General features: G+C 65.9%; 22 protein-coding genes and 2 tRNA genes. 6 read left to right on the top strand and 18 right to left on the bottom strand.

Annotation, left to right across the window (positions count from 1 at the left end; all coding sequences use genetic code 11):
* Positions 1–13 precede the first annotated feature (13 nt).
* Positions 14–1,861, top strand: a complete 1,848-nt coding sequence (gene asnB, locus AS26_RS10405; RefSeq protein ID WP_062309241.1) for an asparagine synthase (glutamine-hydrolyzing) — start codon at positions 14–16, stop codon at positions 1,859–1,861.
* Positions 1,862–2,139: 278 nt separating this feature from the next.
* Here asnB and AS26_RS10400 read toward each other — a convergent pair whose 3' ends face one another.
* From AS26_RS10400 to AS26_RS10385, 5 genes are all read right to left on the bottom strand, one after another.
* On the bottom strand, positions 2,140–3,105 hold the full coding sequence (locus AS26_RS10400) for a hypothetical protein (protein WP_062309239.1): 966 nt from the start codon (positions 3,103–3,105) through the stop codon (positions 2,140–2,142).
* A gap of 167 nt (positions 3,106–3,272) precedes the next feature.
* Positions 3,273–3,449 (bottom strand): hypothetical protein, encoded by a 177-nt coding sequence (locus AS26_RS14455; RefSeq protein WP_169793490.1) that lies wholly within the window; start codon positions 3,447–3,449, stop codon positions 3,273–3,275.
* 49 nt (positions 3,450–3,498) lie between these two features.
* On the bottom strand, positions 3,499–4,125 hold the full coding sequence (mtnB, locus tag AS26_RS10395) for a methylthioribulose 1-phosphate dehydratase (protein WP_062309237.1): 627 nt from the start codon (positions 4,123–4,125) through the stop codon (positions 3,499–3,501).
* Positions 4,109–4,783 (bottom strand): MtnX-like HAD-IB family phosphatase, encoded by a 675-nt coding sequence (locus AS26_RS10390; protein ID WP_062309235.1) that lies wholly within the window; start codon positions 4,781–4,783, stop codon positions 4,109–4,111. The genes mtnB and AS26_RS10390 overlap by 17 nt, the downstream gene beginning before the upstream one ends.
* Positions 4,780–6,015 carry a 2,3-diketo-5-methylthiopentyl-1-phosphate enolase gene (locus AS26_RS10385; RefSeq protein WP_062309233.1) on the bottom strand — a complete coding sequence of 412 codons (1,236 nt, stop codon included), beginning with the start codon at positions 6,013–6,015 and terminating at the stop codon, positions 4,780–4,782. Before AS26_RS10385 ends, AS26_RS10390 begins: the two co-directional genes overlap by 4 nt.
* A 133-nt stretch (positions 6,016–6,148) precedes the next feature.
* Here AS26_RS10385 and AS26_RS10380 point away from each other — a divergent pair, with 133 nt between their 5' ends.
* Together AS26_RS10380 and mtnD are read left to right on the top strand one after the other, a co-directional pair.
* On the top strand, positions 6,149–6,613 hold the full coding sequence (locus AS26_RS10380) for a YjgB family protein (protein ID WP_062309231.1): 465 nt from the start codon (positions 6,149–6,151) through the stop codon (positions 6,611–6,613).
* A gap of 19 nt (positions 6,614–6,632) precedes the next feature.
* Positions 6,633–7,175, top strand: a complete 543-nt coding sequence (mtnD, locus tag AS26_RS10375; RefSeq protein WP_062309244.1) for an acireductone dioxygenase — start codon at positions 6,633–6,635, stop codon at positions 7,173–7,175.
* Between the two features lie 353 nt (positions 7,176–7,528).
* Here the strand turns inward: mtnD and AS26_RS10370 are convergent, their stop codons facing one another.
* Positions 7,529–8,152 carry a TetR/AcrR family transcriptional regulator gene (locus AS26_RS10370; protein ID WP_062309228.1) on the bottom strand — a complete coding sequence of 208 codons (624 nt, stop codon included), beginning with the start codon at positions 8,150–8,152 and terminating at the stop codon, positions 7,529–7,531.
* Positions 8,153–8,275: 123 nt separating this feature from the next.
* Between AS26_RS10370 and AS26_RS10365 the strand changes: the two genes are divergently transcribed.
* Positions 8,276–10,414 carry an MMPL family transporter gene (locus AS26_RS10365; RefSeq protein ID WP_062309225.1) on the top strand — a complete coding sequence of 713 codons (2,139 nt, stop codon included), beginning with the start codon at positions 8,276–8,278 and terminating at the stop codon, positions 10,412–10,414.
* A gap of 63 nt (positions 10,415–10,477) precedes the next feature.
* Here AS26_RS10365 and AS26_RS10360 read toward each other — a convergent pair.
* The 5 genes from AS26_RS10360 to AS26_RS10340 all read right to left on the bottom strand — a co-directional run bounded on the left by AS26_RS10360 (position 10,478) and on the right by AS26_RS10340 (position 11,760).
* Positions 10,478–10,554 (bottom strand) — tRNA-Asp (locus tag AS26_RS10360).
* Between the two features lie 3 nt (positions 10,555–10,557).
* A tRNA-Met gene (locus tag AS26_RS10355) sits at positions 10,558–10,633 on the bottom strand.
* 65 nt (positions 10,634–10,698) lie between these two features.
* Positions 10,699–10,926, bottom strand: coding sequence for a hypothetical protein (locus AS26_RS10350; RefSeq protein WP_062309224.1), 228 nt, complete (start codon positions 10,924–10,926; stop codon positions 10,699–10,701).
* Positions 10,927–10,981: 55 nt separating this feature from the next.
* A complete protein-coding gene (locus AS26_RS10345) occupies positions 10,982–11,293 on the bottom strand; it encodes a hypothetical protein (protein WP_062309223.1) in 312 nt (103 codons plus the stop codon).
* Positions 11,294–11,430: 137 nt separating this feature from the next.
* A complete protein-coding gene (locus AS26_RS10340) occupies positions 11,431–11,760 on the bottom strand; it encodes a hypothetical protein (protein ID WP_062309222.1) in 330 nt (109 codons plus the stop codon).
* Between the two features lie 98 nt (positions 11,761–11,858).
* Here AS26_RS10340 and AS26_RS10335 point away from each other — a divergent pair, with 98 nt between their 5' ends.
* Complete coding sequence (locus AS26_RS10335; protein ID WP_062309221.1) at positions 11,859–12,098, top strand: YkuS family protein; 240 nt, start codon at positions 11,859–11,861, stop codon at positions 12,096–12,098.
* 45 nt (positions 12,099–12,143) lie between these two features.
* On the opposite strand, the gene AS26_RS10330 is transcribed toward AS26_RS10335, so the two are convergent.
* The 6 genes from AS26_RS10330 to AS26_RS10305 form a co-directional block, all read right to left on the bottom strand.
* Positions 12,144–13,085, bottom strand: coding sequence for an ROK family protein (locus AS26_RS10330; protein ID WP_062309218.1), 942 nt, complete (start codon positions 13,083–13,085; stop codon positions 12,144–12,146).
* A gap of 25 nt (positions 13,086–13,110) precedes the next feature.
* Positions 13,111–14,385: a glucose-6-phosphate isomerase gene (locus AS26_RS10325; protein WP_062309215.1), complete on the bottom strand. Its 1,275-nt coding sequence runs from the start codon at positions 14,383–14,385 to the stop codon at positions 13,111–13,113.
* A gap of 75 nt (positions 14,386–14,460) precedes the next feature.
* The gene (locus AS26_RS10320; protein ID WP_062309213.1) at positions 14,461–15,084 is read right to left on the bottom strand and encodes a histidine phosphatase family protein; all 624 of its coding nucleotides are present in this window, start codon (positions 15,082–15,084) and stop codon (positions 14,461–14,463) included.
* The gene (gene helD / locus AS26_RS10315; protein WP_062309211.1) at positions 15,081–17,438 is read right to left on the bottom strand and encodes an RNA polymerase recycling motor HelD; all 2,358 of its coding nucleotides are present in this window, start codon (positions 17,436–17,438) and stop codon (positions 15,081–15,083) included. Before helD ends, AS26_RS10320 begins: the two co-directional genes overlap by 4 nt.
* Before the next feature lie 119 nt (positions 17,439–17,557).
* The gene (locus AS26_RS10310; protein ID WP_062309208.1) at positions 17,558–19,912 is read right to left on the bottom strand and encodes a YhgE/Pip family protein; all 2,355 of its coding nucleotides are present in this window, start codon (positions 19,910–19,912) and stop codon (positions 17,558–17,560) included.
* A 5-nt stretch (positions 19,913–19,917) separates the two neighbouring features.
* Positions 19,918–20,526 carry a TetR/AcrR family transcriptional regulator gene (locus AS26_RS10305; RefSeq protein WP_245629721.1) on the bottom strand — a complete coding sequence of 203 codons (609 nt, stop codon included), beginning with the start codon at positions 20,524–20,526 and terminating at the stop codon, positions 19,918–19,920.
* A gap of 188 nt (positions 20,527–20,714) precedes the next feature.
* Here AS26_RS10305 and pcp point away from each other — a divergent pair, with 188 nt between their 5' ends.
* Entirely contained in the window at positions 20,715–21,353 is a 639-nt protein-coding gene (gene pcp, locus AS26_RS10300) for a pyroglutamyl-peptidase I (protein WP_062309203.1), read from the top strand.
* 99 nt (positions 21,354–21,452) lie between these two features.
* Here the strand turns inward: pcp and AS26_RS10295 are convergent, their stop codons facing one another.
* Entirely contained in the window at positions 21,453–21,743 is a 291-nt protein-coding gene (locus AS26_RS10295) for a hypothetical protein (protein ID WP_157068480.1), read from the bottom strand.
* Positions 21,744–21,858: the final 115 nt, after the last annotated feature.

Genomic DNA, 21,858 nt, shown 5'->3' with positions numbered 1-21,858 from the left:
GGAGGAACTGCCCATGTGCGGAATTGCTGGCTGGGTCGACTGGACGCGCGATCTGCGGCCGGACATCGACATTGTAAAACAAATGGGCCAGGCGCTCGTGTCGCGCGGCCCCGACGCGAGCGGCTGGTTCGCGGCGGCGCACGCGCTCTTCGCCCACCGCCGGCTGATTGTGGTCGATCCGGAAGGCGGCAAGCAGCCGATGACCCGCACGGTGAACGGACGCAGCTACACCATCGTGTACAACGGCGAGCTGTACAACACAGAGGACCTTCGGCGCGATCTCGCCGCGCGCGGCTACGGCTTCGACGGCTATTCGGACACCGAAGTGCTGCTCGTGTCGTACATCGCCTGGGGCGAATCGTGCGTGGAGCGCCTCAACGGCATCTTTGCGTTCGCCATCTGGGATCAGGCCGAGGAGAAGCTCGTGCTCGGGCGGGATCGTTTGGGCGTGAAGCCGCTGTTCTTCACGCGCATCGGGGAAGGGTTGGCGTTTGGCTCGGAGCTCAAGGCGCTCCTCGCGCACCCGAGCGTCGAGCCGGTCATCGACGAGACGGGGCTCGCCGAGATCTTCGCCATCGGCCCAGCGCGCACGCCGGGGCTCGGCGTGTTCAAGGGCATCGAGGAGTTGAAACCGGGCTACCTGCTCATCGCGCGGCCGGAGGGCATCTCGGTGCGCCGCTACTGGAAGCTCGAGAGCCGCGAGCACACCGATTCGCTGGAGAAGACGGTGGAAACGGTGCGCCACCTGTTCATCGACACCGTCGAGCGGCAATTGGTGTCCGACGTACCGCTCGGGACCTTCCTGTCGGGTGGACTCGACTCGAGCGCGGTGTCGGCCGTCGCGGCGCGCTACTACCAGCGGATGGGGCGCGATCCGCTTCACACCTACGCCATCGAGTTCGTGGATATGGAAAAATATTTTCAGGCGAACGCGTTCCAGAAGAGCCTGGACGGCCCGTGGGCCAAGATGATTGCCGAGCACATCGGCAGTATTCACCACCCCATCGCCTTTGACACGCCGGATTTGGAGCGCCACTTGGCCGATCCGCTCTACGCGCGCGACCTCCCCGGCATGGCGGACATCGACACGTCGCTGTATCTCTTCTGCAAGCGCGTCAAGGAAGACGTGACCGTGGCCCTGTCCGGCGAGGCGGCAGACGAGGTGTTCGGTGGATATCCGTGGTTTCACCGCGAGGACGCGATCGCAGCGGACACGTTCCCGTGGTCGCTCCGGCTGTTCGAGCGCATGGCCATCATGTCGGATGAACTGAAGCACCGCATCCGTCCGGAAGCGTACGTCAAGGAGCGGTACCACGAGGCGCTCGACGAGGTGCCTCGCCTGCCTGGCGAGACAGGCCGAGCCGCGCGCGTGCGGGAGATTGGCTATCTGTCCATCACGCGCTTCATGCCCACCCTGCTCGACCGCAAGGACCGCATGAGCATGGCGTCCGGCCTCGAGGTGCGCGTGCCGTTTTGCGATCACCGGCTGGTGGAGTACGTCTTCAACATCCCCTGGGAGCTGAAGACGGCGGGCGGCGAGGTCAAGGGCATTCTGCGGCTCGCCATGGAGGACTTCTTGCCGCGCGAAGCTCTGTACCGCAAGAAGAGCCCGTACCCCTCCACCCCGCATCCGGCGTATTTGGCGCTCGTGCGCGACAAAGCGCTCGCCATGCTGGACGATCCGTCCTCGCCCATCCTGCCGTTTGTGGACGCAAACGCCCTTCGCGCCTTGGCGGAGATGAGCAAGCGCCCGATGGAGCATCGGCCGTGGTTCGGCCAGATCATGGGCACCGCGCAGATGTTCCACTACCTGTGGGAAGTGAACGAGTGGATGAAGGCGTACCGCGTGCGCGTGGTGTGACGAGTGGGCGAGCGACTGCCGGGTCGGGCCCATGAGCGGCGGTTGGGGCGCGGGTCGCGCATACGGCCACCGGTTTTCGCGCACTCTAGCGGGAGACCGAAGGAGGCTGGTCGCTTTGGTACCGGACTGGCTGTGGGGACTCGCATTTGTGGTGGGCATCGCCGCGGCTTGGGCCGTGGTGGACATCCGCGTGCGCCGGCACGACGCGAAAACGGGCCGAGGGCGATAGCTCGGCCCGCTCGCGGTGCCCCACTTGCGTCCACTTGCGCGGCATCCCGTCAAGCGTTCGGCGAAAAGGTGTACGTGTTGTGCATCGTGTTGACGATGCCGACGCCGTTCGAGAAGACGATGCCCACGGGCTTCACGCTCGACGGAAAGCGCAGCCGCTCGCCCGAGCGCACATTCTCTCCGCCGTACGCGCTCGAATTGATGGCGCGCCACCACACCTCGTTGCCGCCCACCGCCACGTAGGACGGCGTCGACGAGATGTGAAGCAGTTGACCGCGCGCGGAATCGTACGCCATCACGCCCGCCGCGTTCGAGGACCAGGCGTAGATGCCGTTTGCCGCGCAGAGCGTCGATGGGTTCTCGTTCTCCCCGTGCGCTACGATGACCGCGCGGTGGTGGGCGAGATCGTCGAGCTCAAGCGTGAACGGGATCTTCATCGGGACGCGCAGGACGTCCCCCGCGCGTTCCTCCACCACGGCCACGGTCGAGCCGTCCACCGCAAAGTCCGCGATGACCTCCTCGTCCCCCTGCGCCGCACGGCTCAGGACGACGCCATCCGCTCCCGTCAGAAGATTGCGACGGTGCAGCGCGGTCACCACCGTCGCCGCGTCTCCCGTTCCCTGCTCCTTCTGCGTGAGATACCAGAGCTCGCTGCCCACCAGTTGCATCTTCAACAGCACGCCGTTCTCGGCCGACGCGCGCCATACCTCAAACGCCCGTTTGGCCTTCACGTCGTACGCATCGACGCGCGTCTCGCCATCCGACATGTCCATCGTGACGTACTGCCAGGCAATCCAGTCCCCGCTCGCCTGCTCATCGTACGTCTCGCGATAGCCTTCGGCGCCCGGCTGCGGCAGATACGCGCGCAGATTCGTCGCCCAAATGCGCCCGTACGCGTACGATCCCGCCTTGGGCCCGCCCGGAACCTGAACGCCGGGCGTCGGACACAGGAAGCCTGCCGTTGGGCTGTAGGCGTCTGCGGGGAATCCGTGGAATGTGGCCGCGACGGGGTTCACATGGATCTCCTTCGCAAGCGCCGCCCTCTCGCTTGCGCTTGCGTGCGCGGCCGGTGGACTTCCATGGCTCGCGCCACATCCGCTCACCGCCCCAAGGCTAGCTGCCATCAAAACGGAGAGACGGCGACCTTTGCACAAACGAGCGGCGCCGACGGCCTCGCCCGGCCTCAGCGCCGCTCTCCAGGAGAATCAAGCGGGTGCACAGGTTCTTCGTGCTTGCGCATCACGTGATCCCAATACAACAGGCCGCCACCCACGAGCATGAGCATCACCGAGAGGATGATCATCCACATGATGGTCTCGGAATCCAGACCTTGAAACCAGGACGCAAATTCCGGGCCCACGGTGCTCCACCCCGCTTTCCGCGGCTAGTGTGCGCCGCGCGCCTCGCCGCTATACGGCGCCAGCGACACGAGCGACATGGAGCTTGTACACGTATTCGCACAAAAACTCGACGGCCTCGAGGTGCCGGCGGGCGTCGTCCGGCGTATTTCCCCACGCGTACACCCCGTGTGCCCGCACCAGGACGGCCGGCACGTCGGCGCGCGCCGCGTCGGCCACGGCCGAGCCCAGGCGATGAAGATCCGCCCAGTTGGGCACAATCGGGATGCGCACAGCGGCATCCTCCTCCCAGTGGCCGAGCGCCTTCACGAGCTCGTGTCCGCCGATCTCGACGAACCCCCGCTCTGCGTACAGCTCGCTCACCAGGTTGTTGTACACCGTGTGGACGTGCAGGATGCTGCCGCACCCGAACTTCTCATACAGCGCCACATGCACCGTGGTCTCCGCGGAAGGCTTGTACGGCGTCTCGCCTTGCACCTGCATCTTTGCGTCAAGGAGCAGCACGTCCTCCGGCCGCAGCCGGGACTTGTCCGCGCCGCTTCGCGTGATGGCAAACGTGAGCGGCTCCTCCGACACCCGCACCGACAGGTTGCCGCTCGTCGCAGGCAGCCAGCCGCGGCTCGCCGCGAACTGGGCCAGCTCCATGACGCTTGCCTGCGCCTCATGAAAGGTGGACATACAACTCGCTCCCCTTGTCCAGAATCGCCGCCGTGATGTCGTCAAACGTCTCAAACGGGAGGTGCGGCAGGCCCAGCTCCCGCGCGAGGCGCAGGAGATCGCTTCGCGCGAAGACGAAGTCGGCCATCTTCGCGGCTTTCACATCCGTGACCCCGTCGCCGACGGCGATGATGTCATCTCCCGGCTGTGCGATTTCGCGAATGACGCGCGGCTTGCACAGGCCACAGCCGCCCTCGCACGCCTCGTCGCAGGGCTTCGACCAGATCACGCGCAGGTGCGATCCCGTCGCGTCGATGCGGTTGCAGTAGATATCCACAGAGGTTGTGGATAAGTTGTGGATAACCGGCTCCACGAAAAAGTCGAATCCGCCGCTGACAATGGCGACCTTCCACCCGAGTTGTTCACAGGTGTGGATGAATTGTGGAAAACCTCGGCGCACGACCGTAGCCGCTTGCGCGTATGCCACCACCGCGCCGTACTGACTCGATGGAATCAGGGCAAACATCGCCTCGACGCCATCCTTGACGGAGGTCTCGCCCGCGCGCACGGCCCGAATGATGGGCTCGCTCGCCTCCGGCGCGAAGTGGCGCATGATGCTGACAATCATATCCCGCTCGGAGATGGTGCCATCGAAGTCGCAGATCACGCGCACCGTCACGAGGGCACCCCCCACTTCTCCAGCGCCTGCCGGAGCGCCGGGCGGTCCTTCGCGGCTTCCTCAAGCGGCACCCCATGCTCGACAGCCCAGATGGCGTCGAAAAACGCGCGGCCGCCCATGCGCGCGCCGCCAGGATGACCGTGGATGCCACCGCCGGCGTTCAGGACGAGATCGACGCCGAAGTCCTGGTACAGCCGCGGCACGAGCCCCGGGTAGATACCGGCGGACGGCGCGGGCAGCACGGGTTTGTGCGGCGCGTCCGCGCGCAGATGCTCCACGAGGCGGCGCGTGGGCTCGGCTCCGAGCGTCACGCTACCGTACATGGACGGGAAGATGCCGATGTCCGCCCCCGCCAGCCGCATGAGCTGTCCCAGCACGATGTCCGCCGCGATGCCGTAGTTGGGCGATCCGTACAGCGCCCCGGACACGGCCGGGTGCGCGAGGATGGGCACGTGGACCTCAGGGTCTCGGGCGAGATCGGCCACCACGTCGTAGCCGTAGGCCACCACGTTGACGAGCAGCGCGCCGGCGCCCTGATCCGCGAGCCTGCGGGCCCTGTCGCGCAAGGCGTGCACGGGCCCCGTGAGATTGACCGCATAGGCGGTCTGCCGCCCGGTGCGCTGCGCCACCTCGCGCGCCTTTTCGGCGTAGGCGCGGACGCGCTCCTCCGGCGTGGCGTACGCCTCCGTGAAGAAGATCTCGTCGTCCTTGACGAGATCCACCCCGCCCTCGGCCTGCTCGCCAAACGCCTCCACGAGCTCGTCCAGCGTGAGCCCCGCGCACGCCTTGAAGATGCTCATGACGAGCGGGCGGCCGTGCGCCCCGAGCCGCTCACGCACACCTTCCACGCCGAACTTGGGCCCGGGGAACTGGCGGGCGAGCGCGTCGGGCAGGTACAGCCGCTCGAGCCGAATCTCGCCGTCCATCGACAGCTTCCCGAACACCGTGACGAGGAGCGACGCGAACGTGCCGTTCAAATTCGCCACCGGATAGGCGATGTCGATCTCGGCGACGACCTCGCCGTTTGTGCCTTCTTCGAGGACGCGAATGCCCTCCACGCGGCCGCAGTGCTTCGCCACCTCCGACTTGCGCGCGGCCGGCAAATCCGTCCACGAGCCGATGGTCAAGCCCACCGCGATGCCCTCGGCTCTCGCCTCCAGCTTATCTCTGCGATCCCGCAGGCGATACGTGGCCACCACCGCATCGCGCGGGGAAACGTCCGCGTTCACCACTTGATCCTCCACCTCGCTTCGTATGCCCACGCACGGGTTCATCCACAGACCTGTGGGTAATCCAACCGCCATTATACACAAGCCGGATCGCGCGTCACACGCGGTTTTCCACAGCGGCCTGTGGATATTGGGGATGAAACTGTGGATAAGCATGTGGACAGGTGCCGCACAGCCCAAGAGCGCAAACGCGAGCCTGCCGCCGAACCCGCGCGAGGTGGTGCAGAGCGTCATGCAGACGGCGCTTCGTGGATCGCTCCCCGGCGTGCCGTTTTCGGACGGAGAGAACATCGAGCAGGTAATGAAGGCCTGGGGATCTCCGTTCGCCCAGGGGGATGGTGGCGCCGGCGTGTACGTCACCTACCGCGACAAGGGCACGGCGTTGGGCCTTGACCAAGGCGACCAGATCTTCGACGTGCGGTCCTACGCGCCCGCGCTGCAGGCCCTCACGTACGAGGAGATTGCAGCCGCCCTCGGCGCGCCCGGCTCTCTGGCGTATCCCAACCCAGACATCGAGGACGAGATCGCCCCCTGTGGACAAATGCCACTCGGAATTCTACGATATACAGCAAGCGGCGGATGTCCGCGGACATGGAGATGAAAACAGGGAGGTCGGCGTGGTGGCATACGTACGGATTCGCAACACGGGCGAAGAGATCCGCGGCGAGGACCAGGTGCGCGAGTTCTTAAACCGAAACGAAGTCTATTACGATCACTGGGATGTGGATGCGCGGCTCCCGGAGGCGCTCAAAGGCAAGTTTGACCTCTCGGATGCGGAGAAGGACGAGATCTTGCAGGCTCTGCAGGAGGAGATTCAGGACCTCTCCCGCAAGCGCGGCTACGTGAAGTGGGACGTCATTTCGCTCTCGGAGTCGGCACCAAATTTGGATGAACTCTTGAAGAAGTTCGAGCAGGTCCACACGCACACCGAGGACGAGGTCCGCGCCATCGTGTCGGGGAGCGGGATTTTCGTCATCAAGGGCAAGGACGGCGGCTATTTCGACGTGGTGCTTGCCGCCGGGGACGTCATCTCGGTGCCGGAGGGGAACCCGCACTTCTTCACGCTCACGGACGAGCGCAAGGTCGTGGCGGTGCGCCTGTTTATCGATCCGGCGGGATGGGTCGCGCACCCGTACGAGGATCCCGCGTTCCAACAGGCGTAAGGGCGCGCACGACCGGGCGGCCGTTGGGCCGCCTCTTTTCATGTCCGCTTACTCGGGCGAAGCCCGATGCGCAAACGGCCTGGGCGTGGCGGGCGGCGGCCCGGCCAAGCCGCCGCCCCGACGGCTCGCCACTCAGCAGGACGCCGTCGCGACCGGCGCAGCCGGGACAAACAGGAAGAACAACACGAAGATGATCAGGAACACGACCGCCCAACGGGTGTACCCACCAAACACACCGTACATGAACATCCTCCTCCTTCTTGCAAGCGTTCGCTATACGGTATGTGGCGGAGCGCCCCGAAGCCTAGACGTTCGCCCGCTTTTGCCAAGTTGGGCGCGTGTCACGCCGCGCGTCACGTCGGTTCGATGCCGCGCCACAGGAGATCGACGAGTTCCTCGGCCACCTCGTCAATGACCGCTTGTCCTCCGCCGCGGCGCCGAATCTCCGCCTGACCCATGCCGAGCAGCGCCAGGTACGATCTCGCCGCAAACATCGCGTCGATCTGCCGCAGGCGCCCCCGCGCCATCTCCTCGGCCAGTTCCTGGGCAATGACCTCGACCAGCCGCTCTTCGGCCTGGTGCATCTCCTCCAGTTGTTCCTTACGAAGCGCGCGCTGACTGCCGCGGAGAATGTGGTTCATGTCAAGCGTCGCAGGAATGGCGAGCCGGGTTCGCGTGAGCTTGCGCAGGCGCTCGCTGAGCGGCCCGCCCTCGCGCAAAATGGCCTGCGTGCGCTCGCGGGACGCGCGCATCACTTCCATCATCGCGCGCTGAAACAGCTCCGTCTTGGAGCCGAAGTAGTAATACACCACGGCCTTGGTGACGCCGGCCCGATCCGCCACTTCATCCATCGAGACCGCGGCAAAGCCCTCCTCCATAAAGCAGTCGGCCGCCGCACGCAGAATTTTTTCGGCGGTCGGTTCGTCCACCTCCACCTGCGGCGGGCGTCCGGGCCGCCGGTTTCTGGCCTTTCGCATGCTCTCACCTTCTTCTCGCATCGCCTTCGATGGTATCGAATTTGAGGCAGCGCGCAAAGCGCGTTTACAAATTAACCATCCAGTATATATAATTACGGCATCGCCGAAAGGAGGTCGACGAACGTGCTTCGCTCTGAACCGAACATGAAGGCCTGGAGCCGGACGTGGCGCGCGGCCATCCTCGCCGCTTGGATCCTCGCCGCAGCCTTGCTCGCCGCCATCTTCCCCGCGGCATCCAAACAGGAGGTCAACCGCGCCACGCTCGTGCCCGACTCCGCGCCGAGCCAGGTGGCGGCCGCCCGCGTGCGGGAGGCGTTCCCCGCATCGTCCGGCACGCCTGCCATCCTCGTCTTTGCGGATCCGGCAGGCATCTCCACTGCCGACTGGGCACGTATTCGCCAGGCGATCCGCGAACTTCGCGCGCATCCCGTGACGGCACAAACAGCGGTGCCTCCGCTCGATGCGCTTCCCCCTGCCGCAGCCGCAGGCTTTGCCTCGAGCGACGGCAAGGTGGTGAGCGTCCCCGTGCTTTTGCGCCCGGACGCGTCGCAGGATCAGCTGAACGAAGCCGTGGCCGAGATCGACCAGGTGCTCCGCCGCACCGCCGGCGCCCAGGCACTCGAGCGCGCACCCGGCAATCCCGGCCTGCACGTTTACGTGACGGGACCGGCAGGCATCGCGGTGGACGCCACCCACCTGTTTCAGCATGCCGATCTCGCCCTGCTCATCGCCACGACGCTCCTCGTCCTCGCCCTGATGATGGTGCTGTATCGCTCGCCCATCCTGGCCTTGGTGCCGCTCGTGAGCGTCGGGATCGCCTACACCGTGGTGAGCTCGCTGCTCGGCGCGTGGGCGCGCTACGGCGGCCTGACCTTCGACGCGCAGACCGTCTCCATCCTGACGGTGCTCCTGTTTGGCGCGGGAACGGATTACTGCCTGTTTTTCATCGCCCGCTACCGCCAGGAGCTGCGGCGCCACGCGCGGCCGTCGGATGCGCTGCGCGCAGGCTACAAGAGCACCGCAGCCGCCATTCTCATGAGCGGCCTCACCGTGTCCGTGTCGCTGCTTTCGCTGTTGGCGGCACAATCGCCGTCCTTCCACGAGTTCGCGATTCCCTTCAGCCTGGGGGTGTTCGTGATGGCGCTCGTCGCCATCACCTTCGTGCCGGCGCTCATTGGCTCGCTGGGGCGAGCGGCGTTTTGGCCGCGCATCCCGCGCTATGAGCCGGATTCGCCGGAGGCGGAGCAGCCGGGGCGCATCTCGCGCTGGCTAGGGCGGACCGCGGTGCGGCGCCGCACGCCGGTGGCCGTCCTGGGCTCGCTTGCGCTTGCGGCCTGTTGCCTGGCCCTGCCCCACGTGCGCACCACGTACGACCTCCTCTCGTCCTTCCCGGCGGATATGCCCTCGCGCGAGGGCTACGCCGTGCTCGCAGCCCATGAGAGCCCGGGCGCGCTCGCGCCCGTCGACGTGCTGGTGGAGGGGGGCAACGCGGAGGCTGCCATCCGGTCCATTCAGTCGCTGGCCAGTGTTCAGAAGGTCCAGCTGGTGGCGTCGCTACATGACGCACACGAGGCCCTGCTGCAGGTGGAACTTCGCACCAATCCCTACAGCGAAGCTGCCATGGCCGCACTTCCGTCCGTCGAGCGGGCTGCGGTGACCGGCGCGTCGGCCGGCGGGCATGCCGCACGCGTGTACGTCGCCGGCGAAACCGCCGCACAGGCCGACACGCGATCCATCACGGCTCGCGACACGCGCGTGGTGGTCCCCATGGTGCTGGCCGCCATCGGGTTGCTCCTGCTCGTCTATCTGCGGTCGGTCGTGGCGCCCCTCTATCTCCTCGCGACCATCGTACTCTCCTACGGGGCCGCGATGGGCCTCGGCTGGCTTGCCATTCGCGAGGTGCTGCATCAGCCCGCCATGCAGGGCGCGATTCCGCTCTACGCGTTCGTCTTCCTGGTGGCGCTCGGCGAGGACTACAACATCTTCGTCATGTCGCGCATCTGGGAGGTCTGGCGCCCGGGGCAGGCTCGTACCGCCGTGGAGCGAGGCGTCGCCGACACAGCGAGCGTGATCACGTCGGCGGGCCTCATCCTGGCTGGCACCTTCGCCATGCTCGCGTCTTTGCCCATTCAGGTGCTCCTGCAATTCGGGGTGGTCACCGCCATCGGCGTGCTGCTCGACACCTTCGTCGTGCGGCCTTGGCTGGTGCCGGCCATCACCGCGCTCCTCGGCGACGCCGCGCGCTGGCCACGGCGCACCTAGCGCACGGCGCCCGAGGCCGCCCTCCCAAAACGCAAAAGGACCGCTCAAAAGAGCGGTCCTTTTTGGCGGAGCCGACGGGATTCGAACCCGCGATCTCCTGCGTGACAGGCAGGCATGTTAGGCCTCTACACCACGGCTCCATCTGGTTGCGGGGGCAGGACTCGAACCTGCGACCTTCGGGTTATGAGCCCGACGAGCTGCCAACTGCTCCACCCCGCGAGGTTTCTCCTTCGTTCACCTAACGCGGCGAACGCTTTAGACTATAACACATCATGCCCCACTCGTCAAGCGCCATTCGGCGCCTCCACGTCAATTTCCAGCAGCGGTTCCGGTTCAAAAGGGCGATTCTCCGCCTGCCGCTCCGCGAGAAAGCGCCGGATCTGCTGCTTCACATCCTGCACCGCGTGACCCTTGTTTTGCCGCAACGCCCGACACACAGGGATCTCTGCGCATGTCGCTACGTACATGCCGTCCGGCAGCTGAAACGTCGAGATGTGAAGCTTCACAACCATCACTCCCCATCCCGATTGTACCGAGTCCCGCGCCTCGGCGCCACTTCGCGCGGCGCTACGCCAAGTGGACCCGCACGATGTCCTCGCCGCGGATGTCACAGAGCTCGAGCGTGTGATTCACGTCATCCACGAGCGCCCGCAGGATGTCGCGTTCGTCCTCGGCCAAAGCCGGGTCCACTTCAATCAGCTGATTCACGAGCAGATGGATGGAGTCCACGTTCGCCGGCCGAATGTGGACCGTTCGATCCCGCCGCCGCTGCAGATGGTGCACGCAGATGCGCTGAACCAAGCAGACGACGAGCTGCCGCTCGCGCTTGGTGAGCCCTTGCTCCAGGTATCGGATTTGCAAGTGCAGTCGGTCGGCCATGCATCAAGCCCCTTGTCGCTAAGCCCAATCTCCATGCTCTATCGATTCTACAAAGATCTGAGCCGATTGTCTGCTGGTGATTGTTCCCTGGGCTGATGACATGGCCGCGAGACCTCGTGACCGACCGGCGAAGGCCCTCAGTGATGATAGATGGCCGCGCCGATGATGAACAAGACCGTGGCGACAATCCATCCCGTCAACCGGCGCGACCTCGTGGAGGACGGCGATGTCATCACGTGCAGGATGATGACCGCCGCAATCATGAGGATGGGATGGAAGATAAACGACCAGCCTGGTCGGCGCACAATCCACGTGATGATGCCGAAGAGCACCTGCAGGTCAAACAGCCCGATGAGGATCCCGCGAAGCGCACGAGGCAGTCCGCGCTGCGTCGCAATTTCCCACGCCGTCGCCAAGATGGCCAGAATGATGAGGATGACGCCAAAGATCATGTGCACGTGCCCCATTTGGATGACACCTCCTTCCAAGGCAAAACGCCGCCCGCATATTTTCGAATCACCCTCAGACACTAGGGCGTGTACAAACGCCCAAGGAGGGATCCGTCATGAAAGCCGTGGCTGTGGAATCGGGTCTGACGCCCATCAAGGAGTACCTCGAACGCCAAGGTTGTCAGGTCGTCGACATGTCGTCCCACATGGAGCCGTCGGTGGGCGCCGTCGTGATCACGGGACTCGACAAGAACGTGATGGGCATGCAGAGCGCCATCCAGCAGGTCCCTGTCATCTCGGCCGACGGCCTCTCCCCCGAAGCCGTGTACGATCGCGTCAAGGATTACCTCCGCTGACTCTACCACGTTCGGCCAAAGGTGAGGCAGGAGCCACCGCCTGCCTCACAGGCTCTCGATATCCTGCAGCACGAGCCGTGCGGCGCCCAGGACGCCGGCCTGATCCCCGAGTTTCGCCGGGACGAGTTTGCACGCGCGCGCGACGCGGGCCAGCGCTTCGCGCTGAAAGGCGTCGCGAAGCGGCCCCATGAGCTGATCGCCCGCGTTCACGAGCCCGCCCGCCACGACGATGACGTCTGGATTCAGGATGTTGGCCACGACTGCGAGCCCCACGGCCAGCCAGTGAATCATGTCGTCCACCACCGCCCGCGCGGCCGGATCGCCCGCCGCAGCCAGCGCGAACACCGCCTTCGCGGTGAGCTCGCCGCCGTCCGGGCTCTTCACGCCTGCCGCCGCGGCGTGGCGCACGAGCGCGGTAGCCGAGGCGAGCGTTTCCAGGCAGCCGCGGTGGCCGCAATTGCACAGCTCGCCGTCGTTTTTCACCATGATGTGACCGATTTCACCCGCCATGGTCGAAGCGCCGCGGTGAATGCGCCCGCCAATGACAATGCCGCCGCCGACGCCGGTGCCCAGTGTCACGCAGAGGGCGGTGTGCGCATTCTGCCCCGCGCCGAGCCACACCTCGCCGAGCGCCGCGACGTTCGCGTCGTTGTCCACGCGGACAGGTTTGTCTAGCGACGCCTGGAGCAGGTCCGCTAGGGGAACATCTCGCCAATGCAGGTTGACCGCTTCCTCCACCCAGCCGCGGGCCACGTCCAAGAAACCCGCCATGCCCACGCCCGCGCCCACGACGGCGTCCCACGCCACGGACGCCTCCTCCGCCATGGCGCGAGCCTCTGCGCCGACCGTGCGGGAGAAGGCCTCCGGCCCCCGCTCAGGGGCCGTGGGGATGGACCTGTCTGCCAACACGCGGCCATCGCTTTGCACGATGGCCAACTTCACGTTTGTACCACCAATGTCGATGCCTAGCGCAAGCTTCTGTTCCATCCGTTGCCCCTTCTCCTCTGGTCCCTTACGCCTTCAGGCGCGATCGCATCTCGTTTTTGTAGGCCTCGACGCCCGGCTGGTCGAACGGGTTGGTGCCCATGAGATACCCGCCGACCGCGCAGGCGATCTCAAAGAAGTACACGAGTTCTCCGTACAGGGATTCTGGATCCCCCTTCGCCCGAATCAGGATGTTCGGCACGCCGGCCTCGCTGTGCGCGACCATCACCGACTCCACGGCCACCTCCTGCAGCCGGGAGAACGAGACGCCGTCCAGATACGCGTTCTTCTCGTCCAGCCCGCGCGGCACGACGAGCTCCGGCTCGTCCGAGAAATGGACGTCGAGCACCGTCTCGACGAGGATTTTGCGCGCGTCCTGCACGTACTGGCCCATGGAGTGCAGATCCGTCGTGTAGCGCAGCATCGTGGGGAACAGCCCCGTGCCATCCTTGCCCTGGCTCTCGCCGAACAGCTGCTGCCACCACCCCGCGAAATCGGCCACGCGCGGCTCGTACGTCACCAGCGCTTCCGCGACAAAGCCCTGCTGGTACAAGACGTGGCGCGCGAGCGCGTACTTCACCGCCGGATGATCCGCCACCTTCAGCTTCGACAGCGCCTCGCGCATCTGCGCCGCGCCCTGCATCACGCGCTTGTAGTCGATCCCGGCAAGCGCCATGGGCAAGAGCCCGACCGCCGTGAGCACCGAGTACCGCCCGCCGATGTCGTCCGGGATGGGCAGCGTGGCGTACCTCCGCTCGTTCGCAAACTGGCGCAGGCTGCCCTTCTCGGCGTCCGTGATGGCGCAGATGCGCCGGTTGGCCTCCTCGACGCCGTAGCGCTTCTCCAGGTATTCGCGGAACGTGTGAAAGACGGCCGAGGGCTCGAGCGTCGTGCCAGACTTCGACACCACGACCAGCGTGACCTCGCGCTTGTCGAGGTACTGGAGCAGATGCGCGTGGTACGTCGGGCTCAGCTGCTGGCCCGCAAAGATCACTTCATGCTCGCCCTCGCCCGTGAACGCGGGCTTCGCCATGGACAAGGCCGACTGCGCGCCCAAATACGACCCGCCGATGCCAATCACGACAGTGGCATTCGACTTGGCGCGAAAGTCCGCCGTAATCGCGTCCACCTCGCGGTACAGCGCGCTGTGATCCGCCGCCGGCCAGTCGATCCAGCCCTTCCCGAACGCGTCGCGATTCCTGTCGTTTAGCTCGCCAAGCGCGAACTCCGCCAAGGGCGCAAGCCGCGCCTCGTGTTCTTCCGTAAACCATCTTCTCGCTTTTTCCAGGGACAGTTCGATCACGTCTTCCCCTCCTAGCGTCGCGAATCTCCGAAAGTATCTTACCACATCGCGCGAACAAACCATTCCGGGCCGCGCCTATTCATCCCGCTCCGGCACTCGGTTGAGCGCGTGCAGCCGCACGCCCTCGTCCTCGTGGTACTCCAGGATGTTGAGGCAGGCATTCTCCTGGACGATGCGGCGGTAGTGGCGCGCATCCATCCCCAGGAGACCGAGAATGAGCAGCCGGTTCACCGTGTTGTGCGCGACGATGACGAGATCGCCACCTGCATAGCGCGCCACCAGGTCCCAGAACGCGTCGACGGCCTCCTGCTGACGCGCGTACAGGTCGTCCCCGCCGGGAATGCGCGCCTCCTCAGGTCGGACGAGCCACTCGGCGTACAGCTCTGGGTACAGCCGGTTCACCTCGGCCCGGGTCAGGCCCTCCCAGGCGCCAAACCCCACCTCGCGAAACCCTCGGTGCGCGACGAGCGGGTACGCCTCACCGCCCTCGAGCGACTCGCGGATGGCCGTGGCGGTCTCGAGGGATCTCCGCAGCCCGGAGTGGACGATGGCCACCGGGCGCACGCCCCGGATGAGGCGCGCCGCGCGGCGAGCCTGCTGCCACCCGAGCGCGGTCAGTCCCACGTCGGACGTGCCGCAAAATCGCTCGCCGTCCGCGTTGTACACGGTCTGCCCGTGGCGAAACAGGTAGATTTTCACGTCGCGTTCACCTCCGCCGCATCCACCCGCTCGTAGGTATCTGCGGGCTGCGCGAGGATCCACGGGCTCGCTTCGCCGACCGACACCACGCGCAGCTCGTGCATCGCGCGCGTGCAGGCCGTATACAGGAGTTGCCGCTCCGACGCGGTGTGATACTGCTCCCGCGACGCATTGGCGACGATCACGCCATCGAACTCGACGCCTTTCGCCAGATACACCGGCGCCACCACGACACCCGGCTCGAGGCTCACCGCGCGCTTGTCGAGGCGCCGAAGCTTCACGCCGAGCCCGTGGAGCGCATCAGCCAGCCGCTTGGCCTCGGCCTGCGTCTTGGTCAAGACCGCCGTCGTCTGATACCCCACGTCCGCAAAGTCGCGGAGCCACCGCGCGATGACGCTCGCCTGCTGCGCCTCTCCCGAGACCTCCACGAGCTGCGGCAACGGGCCGTCGCGATCGAACGGCTCGATCCGGCCTCCCTCCGTCGCCATGCCGCGGGTAAACAGCACGATCTGCCGCGTCGAGCGGTAACTTTGCCCAAACGCCACCCGGACGAGCCCGGGGAAGAGCCGCGCCATCTCGTCCTCCTCGAGGATGCCGGGGCGATGAGGCGACACGAGCTGCTCGGGATCGCCGAGCATGGTGATGCGGCTATACGGGAAGAGACTGCGAATGAGGCGCAGCTGAAGCACGGAGTAGTCCTGCACCTCGTCCACCAACACGTGCCGGATGGGGGCGCTCACCGCGCGGCCGAGGATCTGCTCCTTCATGTAGAGGTACGGCGTCGCGTCCTCGTACCAGAGCGTGCCCTCGTCCATCTCGCGCGCCGTCTGACGACAGATCTGGGCCCAGTCCTCCGGTTGAAAGCCTTCGGGCGGGTTCGACGCCGCCTGTTCAAACCAAGCGCGGTACATCCCCGCCGTGTCCACGAAGCGCAGCGTCTCCACAAACCGACGAACGGGCCGAAGCGTGCGCCGCAGCACCTCGCGGCCGAGCAACCGCCGCGCCTCCTCCTGCTCGTCCAGTTCCGGGTGCTCGCGCTTGCGCTTGGCTGCCGCGCGCTCCGCGCGCCGGTATGCCTCGTCCGGCAGCCCGTCCACGGCCTTCTGCACCCAGTCGGAAAGCGCCTCGTCGCGCTCGAACTGGCGCAGGCGGTTCAAGAGCTCCTCCTTGACGAGATCGACGCGAAGCGGGAGGCGAAGCCCGGGATCTGTCCTGTCGAACGCCGCTTTGACGTCCGTCGCCGTCGCGATGACGCGCCCCTCCACGAGAATCGGATGGAAACGCATCTCTGGCGCGAGTCGAGCGACGTATCGGTCGATCTCGTCCGCAAATGCCTTCGACGCCTTGTACCGCACGGCCCTCGCCATGCGGCTGTCCTCGCCCGCCGCGAGCAAGCGCTCCATCTGATCGAACGGGTCCTCGATGACAAACTCGTCTTGAAGCCTCGCGCACAGGTAGTCGTAGAACGTCGCCTGCTCGATGTTGTCCTCGCCGAGCTCGGGCAACACGTTCGAGATGTACGACATGAAGAGCGGGTTCGGCGAGAAAAAGAGCATCTGGCGCGCGTCGAGATCGCCCCGGTGCTTGTACAAAAGATACGCGGCGCGCTGCAGGGCGGCGGACGTCTTGCCGCTGCCGGCCGCGCCGGTGACGAGAAGCGCCGGGGACTCGTCGTCGCGGATGACGACGTTCTGCTGGCGCTGGATGGTCGCCACGATGTTGTGCATCTGCGCGTCGGATCGGCGCGACAGGGCGTACATGAGGAGCTCGTCTCCGATGGTCAGCCCTGCGTCGAACATCGCGAGAATGGTGCCGCCGCGGATAACGAATTGGCGCTTCAGCGTCAGCTCGCCGCGAACCACGCCGGCAGGCGCCTTGAACGACGCCGGCCCGGGCAGCGCGTCGTAGTACACGCTCGAGATGGGCGCGCGCCAGTCGTGCACGAGGAACGCGTGCTCGCGCTCGTCGCGAAACGATGCGATGCCGATGTAGATGGGCTCGGCCTCGCGCTCGCCCTCGTAGCGGAAGTCAATGCGCGCGAAAAACGGCGACGACACCTGGCGTTCCAGCGTCCGCTTGGTCTTCGCCGCCTGCTGATAGCGCCGCTCGCGTTCGCCGAGGACCTCCGCCTGCTGGCGGATGGCGAAGTGGGTTTCGACGAGATCGTCCAACGTGCTCAGGTTGATGGTCACGTCGTCCCAAAAGTGCCGGCGAAATTCGACGATCTCGCCGCGCACGCCGCGCAAGACGCCGTCAAGCTCGGCGAGCTTGGTGCGCATGGCGGCCACGACGCGATCGACGTAATCCTGTTCCGCCCGCCATTCTGGGTGTTGCGCTGAGGGCTGTCCTTCCATGCGACCGGTTCCTCCTTCAGCGTGGCTTTGTGACCTTCGCGGTCCGCGACGCCGTCTCAACAGACGGAGGCGCTCCCGTCTGAGCCGAGGAGCGCCTCGATGCAGTTCTCCGTATCAGTTTACACCGTTTTGAGCTCTGCGCGCTGAAACCGCCGGAACAAACCCGCGAAGATGAGCATGCCGATGGCGATGAACGCGAGTGCGTAGCCGGCGAGTTCCGCGACATCGCGCGCCATGAGGGACGGATCGCCGCCGCCGATGAGATATCGGAATCCGCTCACCGTGGCGTACATGGGCAGCCAGGGGCCCACCTTCTGGAAGAAAGGCGGCGAAAGGGCCACAGGATAGGTGCCGGACGTCGAGGTGAGCTGCAGGATGAGCAGCAGCACGCCGAGGAAGCGGCCGGGATTGTCGAGCAGCGCCACCAGCGCGAGCAGGATGGACGCGAACGTCGCGCTCGCGAGGAGCGAGAACAGCACGAATGCCAGCGGATGGGCCGCGTGCACCCCGACGAGGCCGAGCACGACGGCGTCGGCGATGAGGGCTTGCGCCCAGGCGATGGCCACGACAAACACCCATTTGGATAAGAACCAGCGAATTCCGCTTGTTGGCGGGACGTACGGATCGCGAAACGGAAAGATGACGCTCATCATCAGCACGCCGACGTACAGCCCGAGCGAAAGGAAATACGGCGCAAAGCCGTTCCCATACGTCTGGATGTCGCCGAGCTCCACCTGATGCAGGGAAACCGGGTGCGAGACGGCAGTCATCACCGCGCTGGTGTCGAGCGCCTGCAGCTTGGACGCCCCGCTTGACAGGTTCGCCGCGAGCGCCTGAGCGCCGCTGGCGAGCTTGCCCACGCCCCCCTGATACGCGCCGAGCCCGTTGGACAGCTTCTGAGCGCCGGATGCGAGCGAGGACGCGCCGGCCGCAAGGGTGCGATTCCCATCCGCGAGTTTGGCGGACCCTGCCTCGAGCTGCGCGAGCCCGGCGCCGAGCGCGGACGAAGCCTGCTCAGCAGCGCCGGCGCCCGAGGTGAGGCCCTGCGCCCCTTGCGCGATTTGGCTGGCGCCTGTGGCGAGTTGGCCCGACGCGTTCGCCAGGCGCGTGCCTCCCTGCGCCACGCCCATGGCTCCCTGTTCCAGCCGTTGGAGTCCCTGTTGAAGCGAGGTGGCGCCGGATGCGGCCTGTTGGAGCCCCGACGCAAGCGTGGATGCGCCGGAGCTCACCTGGGACGCCCCCTGCGAAAGCCCTGCCGCGCCTGCGGCGAGCTGTCCGTTGGCCGATGCGGTCTGCGCCGCACCCTGCGCCACCTCAGCGCTCGTCGCGAGGAGCGACTGAAACGCGGGCGTCTCGGCGAGCGACGGATTCAGCTTCGCCAACTGCTCGAGCCCTTGCGCCACCTGTTTCGCGCCCACCGCCACTTGCTGCGATCCCGCCGCGGTCTGATCCGCAGCCTGCGCGAACTGCGACGCGTTTTGCGCGAGCGACGCGGCGCCCGACGCCACCTGCGAAGCGCCGGCACCCAACTGACCCAGGCTGGTCGCGAGCTTGCCCGCGCCCGCCGTCAACTGGGACGCGCCCTGCCCAACGGCTTCGGCCCCCGAGCTCAGCTTGTTCCCCGCCGCGCCGAACGCGCGCGCCTCAACTGCCCAGGACGACGCACCTTCTGCGAGCGACGCGGCGCCCTGATGCAGCCGCGCGAGACCCGCGTCCAGGCGCTTGGCACCAGATGCGGCCTGCGCCATGCCGTGCGCCAGCGCGCCCGACCCTTGAGCTGCCTGATGAAGCCCGCCTTCCAGCCGCTTCGCGCCAGAAGCCAATTGGGACGCGCCGCCGACCAGCGACCCGCCTTTTGCCTGGAGCTCTCGAGCGCCTGACGCGAGCGCATCGGCCGCCTTCGCCGCCTTGCCAACCCCCGCGCCCGAACGGTCGAGCGCGTCGACCAAGGACGCCGTGTAGGACTTCGCAAGCTGAAGCGCCGTCTCCGACGCGAGCTTCACCGCCGCGTTCCGCCCAATGACGCCGGCGATGTAGTTGTACCGATCATTGGTGATGCTCGTGATCTCCGGAGCGGGCGCGCCTGAGTGCTCCGCGCGGTTGACTGCGCGCTGGGAAAAGTCGCGCGGAATGACGATCTCCATCGCGTACGCCCCGTCCGCCATGCCCGCGGAGGCCTGCGCGGGCGTCACGATGTGCCAGCCGAGGCTGTGATCGCTCTTCAGCTTCTGGACGAGTTCGCGCCCCGCGTTCAGGCGCTCGCCGTGAAATGAAGCGCCCGCGTCCTCGTTGACCACGGCCACCGGAAGGCGGTCAAGATGGCCGTACGGATTCCAGAACGCCCAGAGAAACGCGCCCGCGTACAGCACCGGGATGAGCGCAATGCCCACGGCCTGCACCAACATCTTGGGCCTTGTCAGCCGCGAGAACTCGTGAAAGATGCCGCGCGCACTCGCTTCGGGAACGCTTGCCATCCGCCTCACCTCTCCTCCAGAAATGTTCTGTTGCTCGCCCTGCCCTCGCCGGGCCTCAGGCGCAGGCCGTCCACAAACAGGCCCGTGAAAAGCTCGTACAGCGCCCCTTCCGAGAGCTCGCCTTCCTCAGGCCGAAAGTCGCGCAACACCGAGGTGTAGGCGCGAAAGAGGACGAACGCTACGAGATCGGCCCGGCACGGCCGAACGACACCGAGGTCCATCCCGCGCTGCAGGTGGCGCGCCAGGTAGTCCAGGATGGCGGCCTCAAGCTGTTGTAGGCCGGCGCGCGCCTCCGCCGTCCCGAATTGCCGGACCTCTTGGACCAGCTTGGAGAGCATGGCATGATCGGCGCGAAACTTCATGAGCGCGCGCAGACCGCGCTCGAGGTTCCGAAAGTAGTCGTCGCCCTCCACCTGGGCCGACTCGAACGCGTCCCGCACCTGCGCGATGACGCCTCGCAGCATGTGGTGAAAGAGGGCTTCCTTACTCGGGAAGTGAAGATAAATGGCCCCCTTGCTGACGCCCGCGAGGCGGGCAATTTGGTCCATCGTCGTGCCCTTGTAGCCAAACTCGGAGAACGCGCGCTTCGCGGCCTCCTCAATGCGTTCCCGCACGGTCACCCCTCGCCTTCTGCGTGCTGCGGCGCTCTGACCAAAATTCTAAATGGGTCATTTGGTCAATGCAAGCTCAGCGCGCCTCTTGCCTCTTGGTCGACAGGATTTCGTCGAACCGACCGCGAACAGATGCAAGGAGAAGACACCGCGGCAACCCGCGGAAATCGGTCGGCGATGGGGGAAGGCCCATGGACGCGATACTCATCACAGGATTCGAGCCGTTTCAGGGAGAGGCGCTCAACCCGTCGTGGGAAGTGGCGAGATCGCTCGCCGGAGAGACCGTGGGCGTCCACTACCGCATCATCGCGCGGCGCCTGCCCACGGTGTACGGTCGAGCCGGAGAGGAACTCGTGAGCGCCATTCGAGAAGTGAAGCCGCGCGCCGTCGTCTGCCTGGGCGAAGCGGGCGGGCGCACGCACGTGACTCCTGAGCGCATCGCCATCAATATCATGGACGCGCGCATTCCGGACAATGCGGGCCACAGGCCCATCGACGAGCCGATTGCGCCCGAAGGACCCGCCGCCTATTTCTCCACGCTTCCCATCCGCGCGATGGTGGAGGCCATGCGCGTGGCGGGCGTGCCCGCGCACATCTCCAACACGGCGGGGACGTTCGTGTGCAACGACACGTTCTATCGGCTGATGCACTTTATCGCCGAACACGAGCCGGGCCTCATCGGGGGCTTCATCCACGTCCCGTACATGACCGAGCAGGCTCTGGACAAGCAGGCGCCATCGCTGCCGCTTGCGACGCTTGTCACGGGGATTCGCACGGCGCTCGACGTGGTGGTATCTGCGCTTCCGTCGAGCGGCCTGCCGAGGTGTTAAACCAGCGCGATGTGAAACGGGAGGCAGGTGGGCCTGCCTCCCCAAGCCGAAGTATCGTACGGGTGTCCGTCCGAACCGGTCATACGGATGGCGTCGCCTCTATCGTTGTCCGACCGCGATGTAGGTGATCATGTCGATCACGATGAGCCCCGTGACTCCAAAGCGGATGAGTCGCACCCATGGTTTGTCCAAACCTTTCGATCTGGAAGTGAACAGCCCAAATGCAAGGACGAAGAGGACAGCCATGGTAAGTTTGAACACCACAGGATCCAGATGCGGGACCAAAAGCTGGCCCAGATAAAGCGATTTTCCCACCTTCGCAGAGAGAGCCAAACTCGCGAGCGTCACCGCGCCAGACAGAAACGGAATGCTCTCCTTTTGAAACGGCACGATCACACCTCCTTAATCCTCGAGATGACCTGCTGTGTCAAGGCGCCCGTTGCGAAGCCAGACTTCGCGCGTGGAGAATTCCGCGGCCAACTCGCCCACATGAGTCGTGAAAAGG

Origin of the sequence: Alicyclobacillus sendaiensis NBRC 100866 (assembly GCF_001552675.1) — a bacterium.
In the GTDB taxonomy this organism is placed as follows: domain Bacteria; phylum Bacillota; class Bacilli; order Alicyclobacillales; family Alicyclobacillaceae; genus Alicyclobacillus; species Alicyclobacillus sendaiensis.
The sequence above is the reverse complement of the archived record's forward strand: the minus strand, read 5'-3'. Positions and strand labels throughout refer to the sequence as shown.

Coding starts and splice junctions, on each gene's coding strand:
- AS26_RS10350 (WP_062309224.1), bottom strand. CDS start 10,926: ATGGTTGTGAAGCTTCACATCTCGACGTTTCAGCTGCCGGACGGCATG.
- AS26_RS10310 (WP_062309208.1), bottom strand. CDS start 19,912: ATGGCAAGCGTTCCCGAAGCGAGTGCGCGCGGCATCTTTCACGAGTTC.
- AS26_RS10335 (WP_062309221.1), top strand. CDS start 11,859: ATGAAAGCCGTGGCTGTGGAATCGGGTCTGACGCCCATCAAGGAGTAC.
- AS26_RS10380 (WP_062309231.1), top strand. CDS start 6,149: ATGAAACTGTGGATAAGCATGTGGACAGGTGCCGCACAGCCCAAGAGC.
- AS26_RS10345 (WP_062309223.1), bottom strand. CDS start 11,293: ATGGCCGACCGACTGCACTTGCAAATCCGATACCTGGAGCAAGGGCTC.
- mtnB (WP_062309237.1), bottom strand. CDS start 4,125: ATGTCCACCTTTCATGAGGCGCAGGCAAGCGTCATGGAGCTGGCCCAG.
- asnB (WP_062309241.1), top strand. CDS start 14: ATGTGCGGAATTGCTGGCTGGGTCGACTGGACGCGCGATCTGCGGCCG.
- AS26_RS10330 (WP_062309218.1), bottom strand. CDS start 13,085: ATGGAACAGAAGCTTGCGCTAGGCATCGACATTGGTGGTACAAACGTG.
- pcp (WP_062309203.1), top strand. CDS start 20,715: ATGGACGCGATACTCATCACAGGATTCGAGCCGTTTCAGGGAGAGGCG.
- AS26_RS10340 (WP_062309222.1), bottom strand. CDS start 11,760: ATGGGGCACGTGCACATGATCTTTGGCGTCATCCTCATCATTCTGGCC.
- AS26_RS10370 (WP_062309228.1), bottom strand. CDS start 8,152: ATGCGAAAGGCCAGAAACCGGCGGCCCGGACGCCCGCCGCAGGTGGAG.
- helD (WP_062309211.1), bottom strand. CDS start 17,438: ATGGAAGGACAGCCCTCAGCGCAACACCCAGAATGGCGGGCGGAACAG.